Origin of the sequence: Novipirellula aureliae, assembly GCF_007860185.1 — a bacterium.
Taxonomy (GTDB): Bacteria; Planctomycetota; Planctomycetia; order Pirellulales; family Pirellulaceae; genus Novipirellula_A; species Novipirellula_A aureliae.
Map to the genome: position 1 here is coordinate 349,582 of NZ_SJPY01000007.1, position 15,172 is coordinate 364,753.

Here is a 15,172-nt window from a genome sequence, read left to right on the forward strand (position 1 = left end):
AAACATCCAGATTGAGGTGGCGTTAAAGTTGGCGCAATTTGTACTTTCGGTTCAAGCCGCAGGGCCGAATCGGTCGAAATTGATGATGCGAGACTCGTTTCGCACCTCCCTATTCGCACCCCAGCGATTCGAAGACACTAGGACGAATGTAATGCGCACGGCAAATTTTACTTACCTTTTCGCGATCACCGCCTTGATGGTGACCGTCAATCAAGTTTCCGCCGAGATTCCTTGGCAAGAGAACCTGCGAGCTGCTCGCGATCAGGCTCAAGCTCAAAACAAGTTGTTACTACTGCATTTCTACAGTGACAACTGCGTTTGGTGCGATCGGCTTGAAGAGGGCTCCTTCAAATCCTCCGATGTTGAATCGGCAATCGAGCAGGATTTTGTTGCCGTAAAAGTCCATGCCAACAAGAACCCTGAGCTAGTTAAAATGTTCAAGGTGACGGCGTTTCCAACGGACGTGATTGTCACAAGTGATGGCCAAACGTTGTCGCATAGCGTTAGCCCCCAGGAACCAAAGCGATACGTGGCAATGTTGCAAAGCAAACTGCCACGAACAATGGCGCCCAACCAGCAGACGCCCAGCCAGCAGTATGCCAATCAGTCGATGCCATCGACACCACCCGCTGCTCCGAATCCGCCATCCTTCGATGCGGCGAACGGCTTTGCAGGCGGAGCGCAAGGCCGTACGGTCAGCTCGCGATATGACCAAACAATGCCAGGCATGACGGCCGTAAATGCGCCGCAACCCCAAGCGAAGCAAACCGCCAAATCTGCGGAACCTGAATTGGCGATGGAAGGCTATTGTTCCGTCACCGTGATTAGCGAAGACCGTTGGGTGGAAGGCAAACCTGAGTTTGGTGTCATCCACCTCGGGAAGCTCTACCTGTTTGCCAGCGACGAGGCAATGCAAACCTTTTTGTCGGACCCCGTAACCTACACACCCGTGCTCAATGAAATTGACGTCGTTCGCTTCTTCGAAGAACGTCGCATTGTCCCTGGGAAGCGAGAATGGGGTTTGAAAGATCCGACTCACAATCGTATGTTCTTCTTTGCAGACGAAGCAGCGATGAACCACTTTTGGGGTGAGTACGAACGCTACACCGATGCTGCCATCAGCGTTATGGATCAAGCCGTCAAAGATGCCAACCCAGGCACATAGTCGAGCGGCTGATCGCCTTTTACCTAACCAAACCGACTATCTTACGCAGTCACTTGTCTTGTTGTCGATACGTCCGGGACAGAGCGAAGGATCGCTACGGCGATCTTGAATTATCTAGACTTTGTTTCGCCAATCGGCGGCAAAATCGCACGTGCCTTCGCGGCGTGAACTCCACCAACGGACGCCATGCCCGCGCGGTCATCGGATGCTTGATCAATCGGTGCCAAATCGGATTGGATCGTTTGTAAAAGTACGACATGGCCAAGGTCGCACATTCTAAGCGGTTTTCTTCGATCCATTTCACTGTGGTCCCAAACACGTCCTCGTGATCATGATCGAAACCCAACACAAAACTCCCGTTCACTTGGATGCCATTGCGGTGCAGCAATTCAACTCGCTCTGCATACTGCTCCGTGCGCGGACTCTTCTTCTTGGCGTCGCGAATGTTGCCATTCTGCAATGACTCGAATCCAACAAAAACTCCAGTGCAACCAGGCAGCGCCATTTCTCGCACTAGCGACGGGTCGTCGGTAACATCAATCGAGATGGCCGCACTCCAAATTTTCTCTAGCGGACGCAGCGCATGACATAATTGTCGCAGGTATTCTGGTTTGGATCCCAAGTTGTTGTCCGTAACAACTCCGTAGGGTTGGCCATCTTGGCGAAACTCATCGGCGATCAGTTCGACGTCTCGCATCAAATAGGGCATGTGCAGCCCCTTGGTCGACAAGTAGCAAAAGCCGCATCGATTGTGACAACCACGAGTGGCAATCAAGCTGGTGGTGGTCAAGTAACCGTTGCGTTTCAGTAGGTCGCGTCGCGGTGGTGGATCCTCACGATAAGGTTGCTTGAAGTCAGCTCGATAGACATTCATCTGTTTCCCAGCATCGATATCGTGGAGAATCTTTCCCCATTAGTGCACGATCGCTCCACGGTCACGATACCAACGCGATAGTTCGTAAGCCCGCAGGGCAAACGTCAAATGCACGGTGATGCCCACCACCGCAGGAAACGGATCGTACGGGGGCGGACCTTGCAATAGGTTTTCGTCCTAGTAGTCGACGGTCCAGTGACCAGGCGTGTTAGCGGCGACACTGATCAACGCCATGGTGGGCGTCAACACGTGTTTGCCAAGACTTGAGTTCGGATCCTTTGCATAAAACGGGTTGATCAGTAACGCATGCTGCCGACACACGGGACCGACCGTCTTTGAAAAATCCAATTTCGGCGCGACTCGCATTTCGCGTGATATCTTTTGTTTGCTCATCGTGCTTTCGTTCCTACTTTCGCTTCCAAAGCCGAAGACACTTTCCGCTCGGAGAGCAGAGCGACAATCGCGGCAGCCAAAGTCCAACGCTCTTTTGGTAGCTTGTGTAGCTTTCGCCAAACCGCTCGGCCAGATCACGTTGCTCGATTGGACGGACCGCGACGTGCCAGACAATTGCACCGGCAAGCGAATAGGCAATCACCGAGATACTGCCCAAATACCATCCCACCGCAATGCCCTGTACGATACCGGCGACCGCCATCGGATTTCGCACGAACCGGTACGGACCTGCGATCACCAAACGCGGTGCCGTTGCCGTCGGCAGGGGTGTGCCCTCGCCGCGAGTGGCCATCGTCATGCCACTCCATAAGCCGAAGCAAGACGCCCCCAGGAACAAGCCAAGCGACAGCGGTGCTTGAGAAACGTGTGTGAACCCGATCCAGCCGAAGTGCCGTTTCACTTCAACGATGCCCATTGGCAGCACCCACAGAAACGTTCCCCAGAAGATGGCTGTTTGTCCAAGCGTCCACAGCACTGCTGAGCGCCGATTCATCGGCGTGACTCGAATAGTCGCTGGCGATTGTGTTGTGTTTCCATGAATGGTTGCCATCGCCAGCGATAGTCCTGCCATCGTAACCATCATCGACGACGCGATCCAAGCCTCACCCGTCTGTACGCTAATCGCGATGCAGACCAGCGTCGGATACCAGGTCACTGCCGCGACCATCCAAACGACCATTGGCGCCCCGTGACAACGACGCCAAACACCGTTCGCGGCAACCACGCTGCCAGCGACGATCAAGATGAAATCCGCTAGCCAAAACGACAATAGCGTCTCCGTCGGCCAATCGCGGGGCTGAAACCACTTCATGCTAGGCGGATAAGCAACAAGTCCCCCCCACCAAACCGCCGTGCCGATGGCTTGAAGAAGAAAATACGCGGAAATGATTTGACGCGGTTGCATCCGATCAGTTTAACCGCATATACGGTCATCTATTTGCAGTTTGTTGGACTTCGGTACCAAAATTCTTAAAAGCCGTTTTATTGGAAAAGCATCGTGTCGGCGAAACTCGCGTCGGCAAGACGATCGTTTCCATTCACTCGCTTTCAACCTCCGATGGCATGTTGAAGATTTTGGGCATTTGGTCAACTATGCGTAAGTTAATCGGATCGTCCCAGGCCTTCGTGAAGTCATATTGTTCGTTCTTCCATGTAAGAAAGGTCCAATACTCGCCAACGGTGCATGGGCCGTCCCGACGCGTCAGCAAGGTACGCAGGCGGAAGACAGCCATGGACGGTATGATAATTGTGAAACGCAAGAACCCGTTTTCATAAAGCCCAACTTTCATGCCACTCCAATGATCATCCTCCTCTCCTGATCCCTTGGACCGATTTCCATGAAGTTCGTGAGAATCGATTGCCGATAATCAGAGTCCGCTCCATGACAGCAACGCTCGGCAATCCTCCAATCGTAAAAGTAAGGCTGCCGGCATGGCTTATCGACGACGTCGAAGTGGCTCACGAAATCGACGTTGATCAAGACGATCGAAGGTAGTCAAGCTTTGCCGCTGCGAGGAAGTCTCGACGATTGGAAATCTATCGAATGAAGATTTCCTGATTCAAGTCGAACTGAAACCCGTCGATTTCGTCGATGCTCTGTTGGAACTGCTTCGAAAGTTCATCGCCCTCAAACTGGGACGGTAACGAATTAAGTTGTTCCACTTTTTCTCGTTGTTCAACTAACTTGCCAAGATTAAATGACATCAACGTTATTTGATTTCCCGCTTGAAATTTTGCATTCGTGGCTTCAATGCCTCCGTTAAACTGGACGAACAAACCAATGCGAGCGTCTTTCAAGGACTGCGCGAGAAAGCCTTCCATCGCCGCGTTCGAAATGGTAGCCGATGCACGTGACTTGGGTGCTTTCGCAAAAGGGTCATCCGTCAGACTTTCATTTGGTACTGCTTTTTGGGTGTCCAACTCGGCTACATGGCGTGTGATATGCAGCGTCTCCCCTGCTAACGCAAATCGAAGATTGCTTGGACTTGAAAGTTCTTGCAGAAAATTGTTCGGTGACAAGGATTCTTTATCGTTGCTCGATTTCGTCTTGTCGTCATCCAAATCGAATAGTTGGTCGTCCAGTCGCAGCTGACTAACGTCATCAAACTCGAAGACGACCTCGTACCCTTGCCAGCCTTGAGGATTGCTCGCGGCCACAGCGGAGCGTAGCCGGACCCCTGATCCGAGTTTCTCAGCCACTTTGTTCAATTCTGCTTGCTCAGGGAATTTCGGAGTCTTAGCGTTTGCATCCGCTTCCGAATCCTGTTTATTCGCTAGGCTACCGAACGCAAATTGGACGCTCTTTTTATATGAACGAACATGAATAACCCCGGTTCCGTCCTTGCTCACCTTCACCACGACAGAGCGTTCGATACATCCAACGAGTAAACAGATAGACAAAAGGACGAACAAGTGAACGATACGTTTCATTTTAGTGACCAAAAACGGGGAGACCGGACATCCGTAAGACTGTTGACAACAGTATTCTAGTAGCCGCGCTGCGGAACAACCCCCTGGGCGATCATCTGGTTGAACGCGGTGTAGGGCTGCGTCCAGATTAAAATGGGGGTTGGTCGTAGTGGACGAGGTTACGAGAGTCCCTTACTCCACAGCGGTCCAAAAGGGCTCGTTACCTCGTCCACTACCCTAAAATGAAAGATTAACCAAGCACTAGTAGCTGAACACGACCGAGTTACTGTGCAGATAGTCGAACAACTGTTTCCGATCTTTGATCAATTCGATTCCCGGCGTCAGTTGGTCTTCGCTGACCTCCGTAATCTCCGCACACATTGGACAAACAAACATCTTTGCACCGTTTTTTAGCAAATCGGTTATCAAGGTGTGAATCGGTTCTTTGTCTTGAAAGCGAACGGAATCCGCCAAGTCCTTACGCGCCAAGGGGGGTGACTTGACGTTGAAAAAGACGACGACTTCGCGGCCATCCGCGATACCATGGCCAGCAAAATTCAATCCCATGCTAACCGCGTGCAAGTCATCAGGGCCGCTCGTTAGATTAATGACAAGAGTCGGCTTCGAGACGTCGAGCGTGGTCGTGTCGGCAGCTTGCGATGTCGCCATGGTCGAAAACACTAACAAGGTGGTGACGACGACTAAAGACTTTCGAATCATTTTTCGATTCCCAATTGTGGAAGTGAGACGGTGGATAGATTCGTTAGTCTGTACTTAGGAGACGCGGCTTTCAACTCGGTTTCGCAAATTCAGACTCATGCGTGTCAATAAACCACACCGAAACAGCGACGGTTTGCCGACATCAAAAACGCGATCGTTCCATCAGTTAGGGACAGAGCATGATTTTGGTGGATTTGCCTTTTCCCTAACCGAGGTATAGGATTCCTGGTGATTCTGCTGATGCTTTTCTCTCGGGAGGTGTGTGATGGTTCGGTTGGCACGTAGCGAAGTGTTTGATCCGCATGAGGTCGTTATCGCCCATCTCTACAATCGGACCTGCCGACGCTGTTTCCTGATGGGAAATGACCAAGTGTCCGGCAAAAACTTCGACCACCGGAAAATCTGGATCGAAAAGTATCTGCAACAGTTTGCAGAATTTTTCTCTTTAGATTTGCTAGCTTTTTCAATACTAGACAACCACATCCACTTGATCCTAAGATCGCGGCCCGATCTGGTGGCGACCTGGAGCGATAGGGAGGTGGCTCGGCGCTGGTTGATGCTCTGTCCACACCGCCGCAAATCCGACGGGTCGCCTTTGCCGCCAAGCGAGCCAGAACTCAAATCGATCGCTGGTTGTCCAATCAAATGCCAAGAAATCCGCGAGCGGCTGAGCAGTTTCAGTTGGTGGATGCGGTTGTTGTGCCAACGCGTTGCGATGCGAGCGAATCGCGAGGAACAGGAGTCGGGCCGGTTCTTCCAAGATCGCTACCGTGCAACTCGATTGACGGACGAAGCATCCCTGCTGGCCTGTGCCGCCTACGTGGATTTGAACCTGATTCGTGCCGCGATGGCGGAAACGCTGGAGCAGAGCGAGCATACGTCGGTGCAAAAACGAATCAAGGCGATGAAAAGTGAGTCACCAAGCGAAAACAAGCCGGATGCTTTCTTGGCACCTTTGTCGATCGATGAGCAGCTCGATCCCGTAGGTCCCTGTGCTAGCGACAGCGGCAAGCGATGTAGTGATAAAGGCTTCTTACCAATTACAGTCGTGGATTACTTGAAGCTACTCGATTGGACAGCCCGGCAAGTGGCGCCGGGCAAACGCGGTGTGACGCCTTCGGCTGCACCACCGATTTTGGTTCGGTTGGGACTCGAGCAAGCGACTTGGTGCGAACTGGTGAAGGACTTTGGGAAATTGTTCTGTAGCATTGCAGGACGCCCCGAAAGTGTCGATTCGATGCGTTGTCACCGCACGCACCGCCGCTACCATCTCCGCCGCCGTGCTCGCGAGCTATTGACGCTCCCGGACTGAGTGCCCCTTCTTCGATTTCCCTCCTTTTCGTGACGCTCTTTGAGCTGCCCCAGGATGAAGGTACGCACCCAATACGGCCATTTCGAGGTAAAAAGCCTATCTCCCTGGTTCTGCACGCTCTTTGACGATCCGGTGCAATAGCAAAGCAAAAATCACGACGGCGTCTGCCCGGGGTGTGGCTGTATCACCTGACATGATGCTCTGTCCCTAAGATTCTCCCGAGGAAAAAGCCTATCTCACTGGCTTGCACACACGCTATTTGACGATCCGGTGCAATAGCAAAGCAAGACATCAGTTAGGGACAGAGCATGATTTTGGTGGATTTGCCTTTTCCCTAACCGAGGTATAGGATTCCTGGTGATTCTGCTGATGCTTTTCTCTCGGGAGGTGTGTGATGGTTCGGTTGGCACGTAGCAAAGTGTTTGATCCGCATGAGGTCGTTATCGCCCATCTGTACAATCGGACCTGCCGACGCTGTTTCCTGATGGGAAATGACCAAGTGTCCGGCAAAAACTTCGACCACCGGAAAATCTGGATCGAAAAGTATCTGCAACAGTTTGCAGAATTTTTCTCTTTAGATTTGCTAGCATTTGCAATACTAGACAACCACATCCACTTGATCCTAAGATCGCGGCCCGATCTGGTGGCGACCTGGAGCGATAGGGAGGTGGCTCGGCGCTGGTTGATGCTCTGTCCACACCGCCGCAAATCCGACGGGTCGCCTTTGCCGCCAAGCGAGCCAGAACTCAAATCGATCGCTGGTTGTCCAATCAAATGCCAAGAAATCCGCGAGCGGCTGAGCAGTTTCAGTTGGTGGATGCGGCTGTTGTGTCAACGCGTTGCGATGCGAGCGAATCGCGAGGAACAGGAGTCGGGCCGGTTCTTCCAAGATCGCTACCGTGCAACTCGATTGACGGACGAAGCATCCCTGATGGCCTGTGCCGCTTACGTGGATTTGAACCTGATTCGTGCCGCGATGGCGGAAACGCTGGAGCAGAGCGATCATACGTCGGTGCAAAAACGAATCGAGGCGATGAAAAGTGAGTCACCAAGCGAAGACAAGCCGGATGCTTTCTTGGCACCTCTGTCGATCGATGAGCAGCTTGATCCCGTAGGTCCCTGTGCTAGCGATAGCGGCAATCGTTGTAGTGATAAAGGCTTCTTACCGATTTCGCTCGTGGATTACTTGAAGCTACTCGATTGGACAGCTCGGCAAGTGGCGCCGGGCAAACGCGGAGTGACGCCTTCGGCTGCACCACCGATTTTGGTTCGGTTGGGACTCGAGCAAGCGACTTGGTGCGAACTGGTGAAGGACTTTGGGAAATTGTTCTGCAGCATTGCTGGACGCCCCGAGAGTGTCGATTCGATGCGTTGTCACCGCACGCACCGCCGCTACCATCTCCGCCGCCGTGCTCGCGAGCTATTGACGCTCCCGGACTGAGTGCCCCTTCTTCGATTTCCCTCCTTTTCGTGACGCTCTTTGAGCTGCCCCAGGATGAAGGTACGCACCCAATACGGCCATTTCGAGGTAAAAAGCCTATCTCCCTGGTTCGCATGCACGCTCTTTGACGATCCGGTGAAATAGCAAAGCAAAAATCACGACGGCGTCTGCCCGGGGTGTGGCTGTATCACCTGACATGATGCTCTGTCCCTAAGATTCTTCTGGCTGTATCACCTGACATGATGCTCTGTCCCTAAGATTCTTCCACACGCTATTTGACGATCCGGTGCAATAGCAAAGCAAAAATCCCGACAGCGTCCGTCCGGGGTGTGGCTGTATCACCTGACATGATGCTCTGTCCCTAAGATTCTTCTGCCCGGGGTGTGGCTGTATCACCTGACATGATGCTCTGTCCCTAAGATTCTCCCTCCGACGATAGCGATTAGCCAAATGACTTAAAGAGGCCTTAGGCGACCCGTGAGTCCATCTGAATCAAGGATGCTTGCCGTCGAATTGGTGGCACGCTCCGCAGTTCATTTTTACCATGGTGTTGCCCATCTCTTCTTGGCCGTGGCAATCGATACATGATTGAACCTGTGGTGTTAGCTCGCCCAATATCTGGACTCCATCAAGGTCGCGATTGAGCAATTCGACAACTTTACTTGCTCCATCGGCAGCCAGCCGTCGACAACGTTCCTTCTTTTCCATGCTGAACGCTTCGTAACCGCTGGCGTCGCACCATCGGTTTGTTGAAAGATGACATAAGATTGAACCCGAGACGCTCGGCTCTGCGTCGTCCGCCCATTCTGGGTTCACTGGTTTGTATTGCGGCAGCGGTGTTGTCTCGTACCAGACCACCAGTTCGGCAATCATGGCTTCTCGCTGCTCCTTTGGCTTCTCATGGTGAAACATTCCGATCAACGCCGATCCGCCATTGACTACGCCGCATAGTGAACCATAGCCTCCCACGCCGCCGTCGCCGTAGCGCATCATTTCGATCGGAAAGGATCGAAACGGTTCACCAACCTTGTCCGCCAATGCCCCAAGGACTCCTCCGACAAGGCCGTACATACACCCACCTTCGGAATACAAGCGATAAGTACGGTCGGCTACTTCAGTAGGATCAAGCTTTACATAGTTCCAAACCGGAGCGGAGTGTGATTGTGCATTCGCGACCCCGAGGCCACTTTCACTGCACCCCGCGAACATAGCGGCACTGCCGATCATTCCAAGTGACGTGAACGCTTTGCGTCGATTGATCTGAGTCATGATTGATTTCATCTAAGTCATAGTGAAGGAAATATCGAAAACGTAGGCCAAGGAGAAATACACGCCGAGCAAGATAAACACCCACCCGGTCGTCATTCTCGCCCACCACTCGACTTTGGTGAGTACCTTGAAAGTCTGGCCAACCGATTTGGCGCTGTAGGCCAAAAGAAACGCGACGACCAAGACTGGCAGCGCAGTGCCAATGCCATACACCAACGGAAGCACAAACGCACCGCCGGGAACCGATGCGGATGGTAGTGCAATGCCGATTCTGGTTAGTACGCTTGTGATTGCGCCTGAGTCCGCCCCCAAGGTCAATGCCAACAGACCAAAGAACCAAGTGGCTGAGGTTGGACAAAAGGAGATAGCAAACAAGATGCCCAAAAGCAGTGCTCCCCATACCCCCATTGAATCGACTCGCTTTTGCAGCTTCTCGTTCATCATGCCGCCACCAAAGGCTACTGAGACGAGGCCGGCCAGAAACATCCCGAGGATCAGAAAAATCGGTCCTAAAGCGAGGTGCATGTACTTCTGCAAGAAAAGTGATACCGATGGAATCGAGAGACTGGTCAACGTCAACAGCCCAGCGAGTGCGATGTAGAGAACACAACGTCCGAGCGTGTAAAGCAACCCCGCGTGAATGACCAAGCGACCGTTTTCGACCTTACTTCCGATGTACGAAATCGCAGCGATATTCGTCGCGAGTGGACAGGGGCTGATCGAAGTCAGAACGCCTAAATACAACGCGGCGATTAAGTAAAGAAGGTAAGTGAGCATTGCCAATCCTTTGTGTGGCGTACTGTTAATTCACGTAATTCGTTTAACGCCAAGCCGATAGGCGACCGCGTTTTCCTAGACTCGCCGACGCCTACGGCTTGTCGTTAAAGCCCACGCCTACGGCTTGTCGTTAAACAAGAATAGCTCCGGTTACTGCGTAAAACCTGTGACGTTCTCTTGAACGTATTTGATGAACTTGGGTTTCTCGCGAACCTTGGTCCAGATGTCTTTCAAGTCCGTGTATTTGGCGACTTTGTTGTCTTCGATTTTCGCGATGATCAAAGCGGGACCGGTGACCTTGTAAGCTTTTGCTAAGGCAACGTTTTCCTTCTTCTGAAAATCGATATAACGGAATTCAACGGTGCCATCTTTCAGCTTCTCGGCAAATCCTGTTTTGATGGCTTCTTCGGAGTAGGCTCCCATCATCTTGCATGTCGGGCAACGCTCGGTGCGATGAAAATACATTGCCACCACTCGATCCGCAGGCGGTTCAGCGGCAATCGCAGTGGAGCCAAGTAAGCTGGAAAACGCAACAATTGTCATTAGCGTAAATCGGTACATAACATTTCTCCTGTTGAGGTCTGGAAAATAAAATCAACCCCGTGCTTACGGAGTCGGTAAAGGAATTCCATCGCTGTCGGGCAATGGAATCGAATCATTGCCATTTGACTCATTGTTTTCAGAGTCCGTAGTTTCTAAATCGCTGCCTTGCGACTCACGAAGCATCTTGTTCACTTCGCCTCGTATCATTTCGGCAAAGGCTGGTTTGTCACTAACCAGTCCCCAAACTTGGTCCAGCCGATTCCAATCGACCATGGTTCCATCTTCAAACCGAGTGAGCACGACAACGGGCATGACGATTTCAAATTGGCTTGTCAGCTCTGAGTTTCTGTCTTGCTCGTAATTGAGCGTCTTCCAAGAGAGTTTTCCACTGTCGAGTTCTTCCGCGAAATCTGCTCGAATTGTCTCTTCCGTCTGTGCTTCGATCGCTCGGCACGTTGCGCAGCGTGTGTTGCTGTAGAAGTAATTGACGACAACGCCATCGCTGACGGCAATATCCTCGGCATCGCCGACCGTCATGCTCGCCAATCCACCTGAGGCCCGTATCGCCTCCAGTTCGTCGGCAATCCGAGTCAACTGAGGCTCCAAGCGACTTGCCGCCTGTGAGTCGAGAGCGCGGGCGATCAAAACCACGACTGTCGCTGCAAAGAACGAAATCAGACAGATACTTAGTGCTTTCTGTAAATCCATCAGCTTGTTTCCATGTTTAGGGGGACGGCACTAGGCGATGAGGCAAGCTCGGCCCTGTTGCACCACTTTGTCGACGTTTTCCTGATTAGGTGGCGTCTTACCTTTTTCCATCTGCATATCCGATAGCCGAATATGCTGGACGTCGGTAAATCCGGCTTGCTCAAGTGAATTGCGAGCACAATCGAGCGGGCAGCCGTCAATCGCCAAGATTGATGAAGCGGCTCGCGTGGTTTCGACAATACCGCTAACTCGGCCACCGATTCCCGCTAAGCAAAACATCTTGCCGACGCCCTCGGCACTCAGTTTTCTTGCTGCGAGATCGGATACGTGTCCAACGTCGGCAGCACCCGAGCAAGCAAAGATCAACTTGGGAGCTTCACTGCACGCACAACTGTTTTTTTGGTTTTCTGTGTTATCCATGCTCTCTACCTTCTGCAAATTTCAAATAGGCTCATCGCAAAATCATTTCAAACGCAGCGTGACTTCGGCGACCCTCTTGCCGAGATTCTTGGCCGTTTGGATGCCAAACTCATCGGTGCTGATATCGTCACCTCCATCGTTCCACAACCGAGCGCCGGCTGCACCAAGAAAACGACGGCGAGAAATATCGGATTGCATCGTCAATACTCCGGTCATTCGACGTTAGAGAGTACTTAAATCAACAGCTTCGCGATTTCATCCGCCGATGGTATCTTCCCGACGACTTTCACTTCACCATCGATCGCCAGGGCCGGCGTCATCATCACACCAAAGCTCGTGATCTTGACGATGTCCGTTATCTTCTCAATCTTGGCTTCCACGCCCGATTGCTGAACCGCCTGCTCAGCGTTCGCCTTCAGGTTTTCACACTTGGTACAACCTGTTCCTAAAATTTGAATCAACTTCATCAGATACCTTCCTTTTTTGTTAAACGAAAAACCAACCAAAGATCATCCCCACCATCGTACTCATCACAACCGTCAGAGCTACGAAGGTAAGCGTCTTCTTAAATCCTATGACGCTGTAGATCACCGCGATACTGGGCAGCGAAAGTGCAGGCCCGGCAAGCAGCAGCGATAACGCTGGCCCCCGTCCCATTCCCAAACCAAGCAGTGCCTCAAGAATCGGAATCTCCGTCAGCGTTGCGAAATACCACATGCCGCCAATCATCGAAGCAATCAAATTGGATTTGAAACTATCGCCGCCAACCCAGCTCGCCACGATCTCTTCGGGAATCAATGCCCCCACAAAACCCGTCACCAAAACACCACCGAATAGTAACGGTATAATCGACTTAGAAAAACTCCAAGTTTCCGACATCCAGTCGGCCAGCTCTTGGCGGTCGAACCATCCCCACGACATTGCCAGGACCGCCAAGAACAACACGCCCGCAAAGTACCAGCGATGGTGATAGACCCACGCGACCCATTTGTAATTGTCAGGCGTCAAATCTCTTTCGGACGCAATGTCCTTCACGTCGAGCATCATCTTTGCACCCTTAGGTAAATCACCTAATGGCTCTTGAAGCTGAACCCGGTAAATCTGCGCCGTGCGGATCAGCACCGAGGCGTTCATCGTTGTTCCGTCCGTCTTGACGATTTCAGTTTGACTCGGGTTTGCCCAATCGCTAAATACGAGAAAAAAGATCATGCAGACAAAGAACAAAGCGGTCTGCCATAACTTGCGTTTCGCAGGTGGAGGCTCAGGCAATTGCATCACTGCTGCGGTCCGTTCTTCTTCATCACTACGAAAGATGACCGACATGATCAGACCAATGATCACCGCGAACACGATCGAGCCGATAATGCGGGCGATCCCCAGGTCAAATCCAAGCACTCGGGCCGTGAGAAAAATCGCCATCACGTTGATCGCGGGTCCAGCATAAAGAAAAGCGGACGCAGGCCCCAATCCCGCTCCAACACGATAGATGCCTGCGAACATCGGCAGCACGCTGCACGAGCAAACGGCCAACACCGTCCCCGATACTGAAGCCACTCCATACGCTTCGGCCTTGTTCGCTTTCGGACCCAAGTGTCGCAGCACCGCTTCCTTGGAAAAGAATACCGAGATTGCACCGGCAATGAACATGGCGGGAACGACGCAGGCAAGTGTGTGGTAACGCACATACCACTGCAACATATAGAACGCTTCGTGGATCGCGTTTTGAATCTCAGGGCTGGTGAAATTCACGTAGTAGGCGAACAGAAAGACGCCTACGAGCGATCCCAAAATTAACAATTGTTTCGCATTCATCCGCTGAATCCTCGATCTTAGTTAAACTTTGCTAAGTGGTTACTTGGCGTAATCGCCAAATGTTGTGGTAAAAAATTTTAACCGTCTGCTGATTTCATTTCAGCAGTGCCCGTTGTTCGGCCATGTTGCTAGCGAGAACCTTTTCGACGCAGTCGGAGAATCCCGAAAGGCAACAAACGGTTGAGCGATAGAACATCATTTGGCCACGTTTCTCGACGCCGATCAAACCAGCGTTCTTCAGGACGGACAAATGCCTCGACACGGTCGACATATCGGAGCCGATCAGTGCAGTCAAATCGCACACGCACCGTTCATCATATTGCGTCAGTTCGTCCATGATCCGCAATCGAGCGGGATGGGCGAGCGCTTTGAAGATTTGGGCACGTGCTTCGTATTTGGCAAATTCTTTTTTGTTCATGGTCTTCTCTTTATCGTCAATGCGTATTTGGCAGTTTAGCCAAATGGGTAACTTTCGCCAAGTGGTCTTTTCAGATTTTTTTTCGGTCAAGCAACCTCGCCGTCGGCTCGCTGAACCAGCCCCTCGACGTGCTTATGAATCGCCCCATCTTCCATCTCGTAAAGTGTATCGAATACTTCTAACGTTCGGTGGTCGTGCGTGACCACAATCACCCCCGCACCATGCTGGTGAGCAATCCGTCGGAACAGCTCCATCACTTGTCTTCCCAGGCGACTGTCGAGCGCCGCAGTTGGTTCATCCGCCAAAATGATGCTCGGCCGATTTGCCAATGCACGCGCAACCGCAACACGTTGTTGTTGTCCCCCGGACAGCATCGAAATTCGATGATCGGCACGGTCGCCGACGCCAAGTTCTTCCAGTAACTCAATTGCACGTTGACGGGCAACACGCGGACGATCCCCGTTTAGCTCCATTGCAATCTGCACGTTCTCGCGAGCGTTAAGAAAATCAATCAGGTTCGACTTTTGAAAAACGAACCCAATATGCTTTCGACGAAATGAGCGAACATCCACCTGCGCCTCAGAGCCATCCATGACGAGCTTTCCACCAATCCAAATCTGGCCCGACGTGGGAGGATTGATGAGTCCGATTGCGGTCAAGAATGTTGACTTTCCGGCTCCACTGGGGCCGAGCAACGCAACCACCTCGCCATTCCGCACTTTCATAGTGGCATCGTGCATCGCGACGACTTCGGTATTCCCGCTTCCGTAGACTTTCCGCAATCCTCGCGTCTCGATCGCCAACGGCGTTGAGGGGGCAGGTGCAATGTCTTGTTCCGATTCAACCATGGC

Annotated in this window: 19 protein-coding genes and 1 pseudogene; 3 read left to right on the top strand and 17 right to left on the bottom strand. The window is 52.1% G+C overall.

Annotated features, from left to right (window positions below; all coding sequences use genetic code 11):
- Positions 1-151 precede the first annotated feature (151 nt).
- Positions 152-1,165, top strand: a complete 1,014-nt coding sequence (locus Q31b_RS21395) for a DUF255 domain-containing protein (RefSeq protein WP_146601693.1) — start codon at positions 152-154, stop codon at positions 1,163-1,165.
- A 94-nt stretch (positions 1,166-1,259) separates the two neighbouring features.
- On the opposite strand, the gene Q31b_RS21400 is transcribed toward Q31b_RS21395, so the two are convergent.
- The 7 genes and pseudogenes from Q31b_RS21400 to Q31b_RS21425 all read right to left on the bottom strand — a co-directional run bounded on the left by Q31b_RS21400 (position 1,260) and on the right by Q31b_RS21425 (position 5,621).
- The gene (locus tag Q31b_RS21400) at positions 1,260-2,039 is read right to left on the bottom strand and encodes a B12-binding domain-containing radical SAM protein (RefSeq protein WP_146601694.1); all 780 of its coding nucleotides are present in this window, start codon (positions 2,037-2,039) and stop codon (positions 1,260-1,262) included.
- Between the two features lie 39 nt (positions 2,040-2,078).
- Entirely contained in the window at positions 2,079-2,204 is a 126-nt protein-coding gene (locus Q31b_RS29395; protein ID WP_261343874.1) for a hypothetical protein, read from the bottom strand.
- A gap of 12 nt (positions 2,205-2,216) precedes the next feature.
- Positions 2,217-2,432: a hypothetical protein gene (locus Q31b_RS21405; protein ID WP_146601695.1), complete on the bottom strand. Its 216-nt coding sequence runs from the start codon at positions 2,430-2,432 to the stop codon at positions 2,217-2,219.
- 13 nt (positions 2,433-2,445) lie between these two features.
- Positions 2,446-3,396: a methyltransferase family protein gene (locus tag Q31b_RS21410; protein ID WP_146601696.1), complete on the bottom strand. Its 951-nt coding sequence runs from the start codon at positions 3,394-3,396 to the stop codon at positions 2,446-2,448.
- Between the two features lie 227 nt (positions 3,397-3,623).
- Positions 3,624-3,740, bottom strand: a pseudogene (locus tag Q31b_RS29715) (DUF1559 domain-containing protein); the annotation flags it as partial.
- A 288-nt stretch (positions 3,741-4,028) separates the two neighbouring features.
- Positions 4,029-4,922, bottom strand: coding sequence for a hypothetical protein (locus tag Q31b_RS21420; RefSeq protein ID WP_146601697.1), 894 nt, complete (start codon positions 4,920-4,922; stop codon positions 4,029-4,031).
- A gap of 240 nt (positions 4,923-5,162) precedes the next feature.
- Complete coding sequence (locus tag Q31b_RS21425; protein WP_146601698.1) at positions 5,163-5,621, bottom strand: DsrE family protein; 459 nt, start codon at positions 5,619-5,621, stop codon at positions 5,163-5,165.
- A gap of 265 nt (positions 5,622-5,886) precedes the next feature.
- On the opposite strand from Q31b_RS21425, the gene Q31b_RS21430 reads away from it, so the two are divergent.
- Both Q31b_RS21430 and Q31b_RS21435 read left to right on the top strand, forming a co-directional pair.
- Positions 5,887-6,933, top strand: coding sequence for a transposase (locus Q31b_RS21430; RefSeq protein WP_146601699.1), 1,047 nt, complete (start codon positions 5,887-5,889; stop codon positions 6,931-6,933).
- A gap of 394 nt (positions 6,934-7,327) precedes the next feature.
- Complete coding sequence (locus tag Q31b_RS21435) at positions 7,328-8,374, top strand: transposase (RefSeq protein WP_146601700.1); 1,047 nt, start codon at positions 7,328-7,330, stop codon at positions 8,372-8,374.
- Between the two features lie 492 nt (positions 8,375-8,866).
- On the opposite strand, the gene Q31b_RS21440 is transcribed toward Q31b_RS21435, so the two are convergent.
- The 10 genes from Q31b_RS21440 to Q31b_RS21480 form a co-directional block, all read right to left on the bottom strand.
- Positions 8,867-9,655 carry a C-GCAxxG-C-C family protein gene (locus Q31b_RS21440; RefSeq protein WP_146601701.1) on the bottom strand — a complete coding sequence of 263 codons (789 nt, stop codon included), beginning with the start codon at positions 9,653-9,655 and terminating at the stop codon, positions 8,867-8,869.
- A complete protein-coding gene (locus Q31b_RS21445) occupies positions 9,656-10,420 on the bottom strand; it encodes an aromatic aminobenezylarsenical efflux permease ArsG family transporter (RefSeq protein WP_146601702.1) in 765 nt (254 codons plus the stop codon).
- A gap of 150 nt (positions 10,421-10,570) precedes the next feature.
- The gene (locus tag Q31b_RS21450) at positions 10,571-10,981 is read right to left on the bottom strand and encodes a nitrophenyl compound nitroreductase subunit ArsF family protein (RefSeq protein WP_146601703.1); all 411 of its coding nucleotides are present in this window, start codon (positions 10,979-10,981) and stop codon (positions 10,571-10,573) included.
- Between the two features lie 45 nt (positions 10,982-11,026).
- Positions 11,027-11,671 (bottom strand): nitrophenyl compound nitroreductase subunit ArsF family protein, encoded by a 645-nt coding sequence (locus tag Q31b_RS21455; protein WP_146601704.1) that lies wholly within the window; start codon positions 11,669-11,671, stop codon positions 11,027-11,029.
- 30 nt (positions 11,672-11,701) lie between these two features.
- Positions 11,702-12,091 carry a putative zinc-binding protein gene (locus Q31b_RS21460; protein WP_146601705.1) on the bottom strand — a complete coding sequence of 130 codons (390 nt, stop codon included), beginning with the start codon at positions 12,089-12,091 and terminating at the stop codon, positions 11,702-11,704.
- Positions 12,092-12,133: 42 nt separating this feature from the next.
- Positions 12,134-12,289 (bottom strand): hypothetical protein, encoded by a 156-nt coding sequence (locus Q31b_RS28540; RefSeq protein WP_197172001.1) that lies wholly within the window; start codon positions 12,287-12,289, stop codon positions 12,134-12,136.
- A gap of 35 nt (positions 12,290-12,324) precedes the next feature.
- Positions 12,325-12,558 carry a thioredoxin family protein gene (locus Q31b_RS21465; protein WP_146601706.1) on the bottom strand — a complete coding sequence of 78 codons (234 nt, stop codon included), beginning with the start codon at positions 12,556-12,558 and terminating at the stop codon, positions 12,325-12,327.
- 19 nt (positions 12,559-12,577) lie between these two features.
- On the bottom strand, positions 12,578-13,903 hold the full coding sequence (locus Q31b_RS21470) for a permease (RefSeq protein ID WP_146601707.1): 1,326 nt from the start codon (positions 13,901-13,903) through the stop codon (positions 12,578-12,580).
- Positions 13,904-13,997: 94 nt separating this feature from the next.
- Positions 13,998-14,321 carry an ArsR/SmtB family transcription factor gene (locus Q31b_RS21475; RefSeq protein WP_146601708.1) on the bottom strand — a complete coding sequence of 108 codons (324 nt, stop codon included), beginning with the start codon at positions 14,319-14,321 and terminating at the stop codon, positions 13,998-14,000.
- A gap of 86 nt (positions 14,322-14,407) precedes the next feature.
- Positions 14,408-15,169 (bottom strand): ABC transporter ATP-binding protein, encoded by a 762-nt coding sequence (locus Q31b_RS21480; RefSeq protein WP_146601709.1) that lies wholly within the window; start codon positions 15,167-15,169, stop codon positions 14,408-14,410.
- Positions 15,170-15,172 lie beyond the last annotated feature (3 nt).

Coding starts and splice junctions, on each gene's coding strand:
- Q31b_RS21420 (WP_146601697.1), bottom strand. CDS start 4,922: ATGAAACGTATCGTTCACTTGTTCGTCCTTTTGTCTATCTGTTTACTC.
- Q31b_RS21475 (WP_146601708.1), bottom strand. CDS start 14,321: ATGAACAAAAAAGAATTTGCCAAATACGAAGCACGTGCCCAAATCTTC.
- Q31b_RS21405 (WP_146601695.1), bottom strand. CDS start 2,432: ATGAGCAAACAAAAGATATCACGCGAAATGCGAGTCGCGCCGAAATTG.
- Q31b_RS21400 (WP_146601694.1), bottom strand. CDS start 2,039: ATGAATGTCTATCGAGCTGACTTCAAGCAACCTTATCGTGAGGATCCA.
- Q31b_RS21470 (WP_146601707.1), bottom strand. CDS start 13,903: ATGAATGCGAAACAATTGTTAATTTTGGGATCGCTCGTAGGCGTCTTT.
- Q31b_RS21430 (WP_146601699.1), top strand. CDS start 5,887: ATGGTTCGGTTGGCACGTAGCGAAGTGTTTGATCCGCATGAGGTCGTT.
- Q31b_RS21440 (WP_146601701.1), bottom strand. CDS start 9,655: ATGAAATCAATCATGACTCAGATCAATCGACGCAAAGCGTTCACGTCA.
- Q31b_RS21425 (WP_146601698.1), bottom strand. CDS start 5,621: ATGATTCGAAAGTCTTTAGTCGTCGTCACCACCTTGTTAGTGTTTTCG.
- Q31b_RS21410 (WP_146601696.1), bottom strand. CDS start 3,396: ATGCAACCGCGTCAAATCATTTCCGCGTATTTTCTTCTTCAAGCCATC.
- Q31b_RS21465 (WP_146601706.1), bottom strand. CDS start 12,558: ATGAAGTTGATTCAAATTTTAGGAACAGGTTGTACCAAGTGTGAAAAC.
- Q31b_RS21460 (WP_146601705.1), bottom strand. CDS start 12,091: ATGGATAACACAGAAAACCAAAAAAACAGTTGTGCGTGCAGTGAAGCT.
- Q31b_RS21445 (WP_146601702.1), bottom strand. CDS start 10,420: ATGCTCACTTACCTTCTTTACTTAATCGCCGCGTTGTATTTAGGCGTT.
- Q31b_RS28540 (WP_197172001.1), bottom strand. CDS start 12,289: ATGCAATCCGATATTTCTCGCCGTCGTTTTCTTGGTGCAGCCGGCGCT.
- Q31b_RS21480 (WP_146601709.1), bottom strand. CDS start 15,169: ATGGTTGAATCGGAACAAGACATTGCACCTGCCCCCTCAACGCCGTTG.
- Q31b_RS21450 (WP_146601703.1), bottom strand. CDS start 10,981: ATGTACCGATTTACGCTAATGACAATTGTTGCGTTTTCCAGCTTACTT.
- Q31b_RS21435 (WP_146601700.1), top strand. CDS start 7,328: ATGGTTCGGTTGGCACGTAGCAAAGTGTTTGATCCGCATGAGGTCGTT.
- Q31b_RS21455 (WP_146601704.1), bottom strand. CDS start 11,671: ATGGATTTACAGAAAGCACTAAGTATCTGTCTGATTTCGTTCTTTGCA.
- Q31b_RS21395 (WP_146601693.1), top strand. CDS start 152: ATGCGCACGGCAAATTTTACTTACCTTTTCGCGATCACCGCCTTGATG.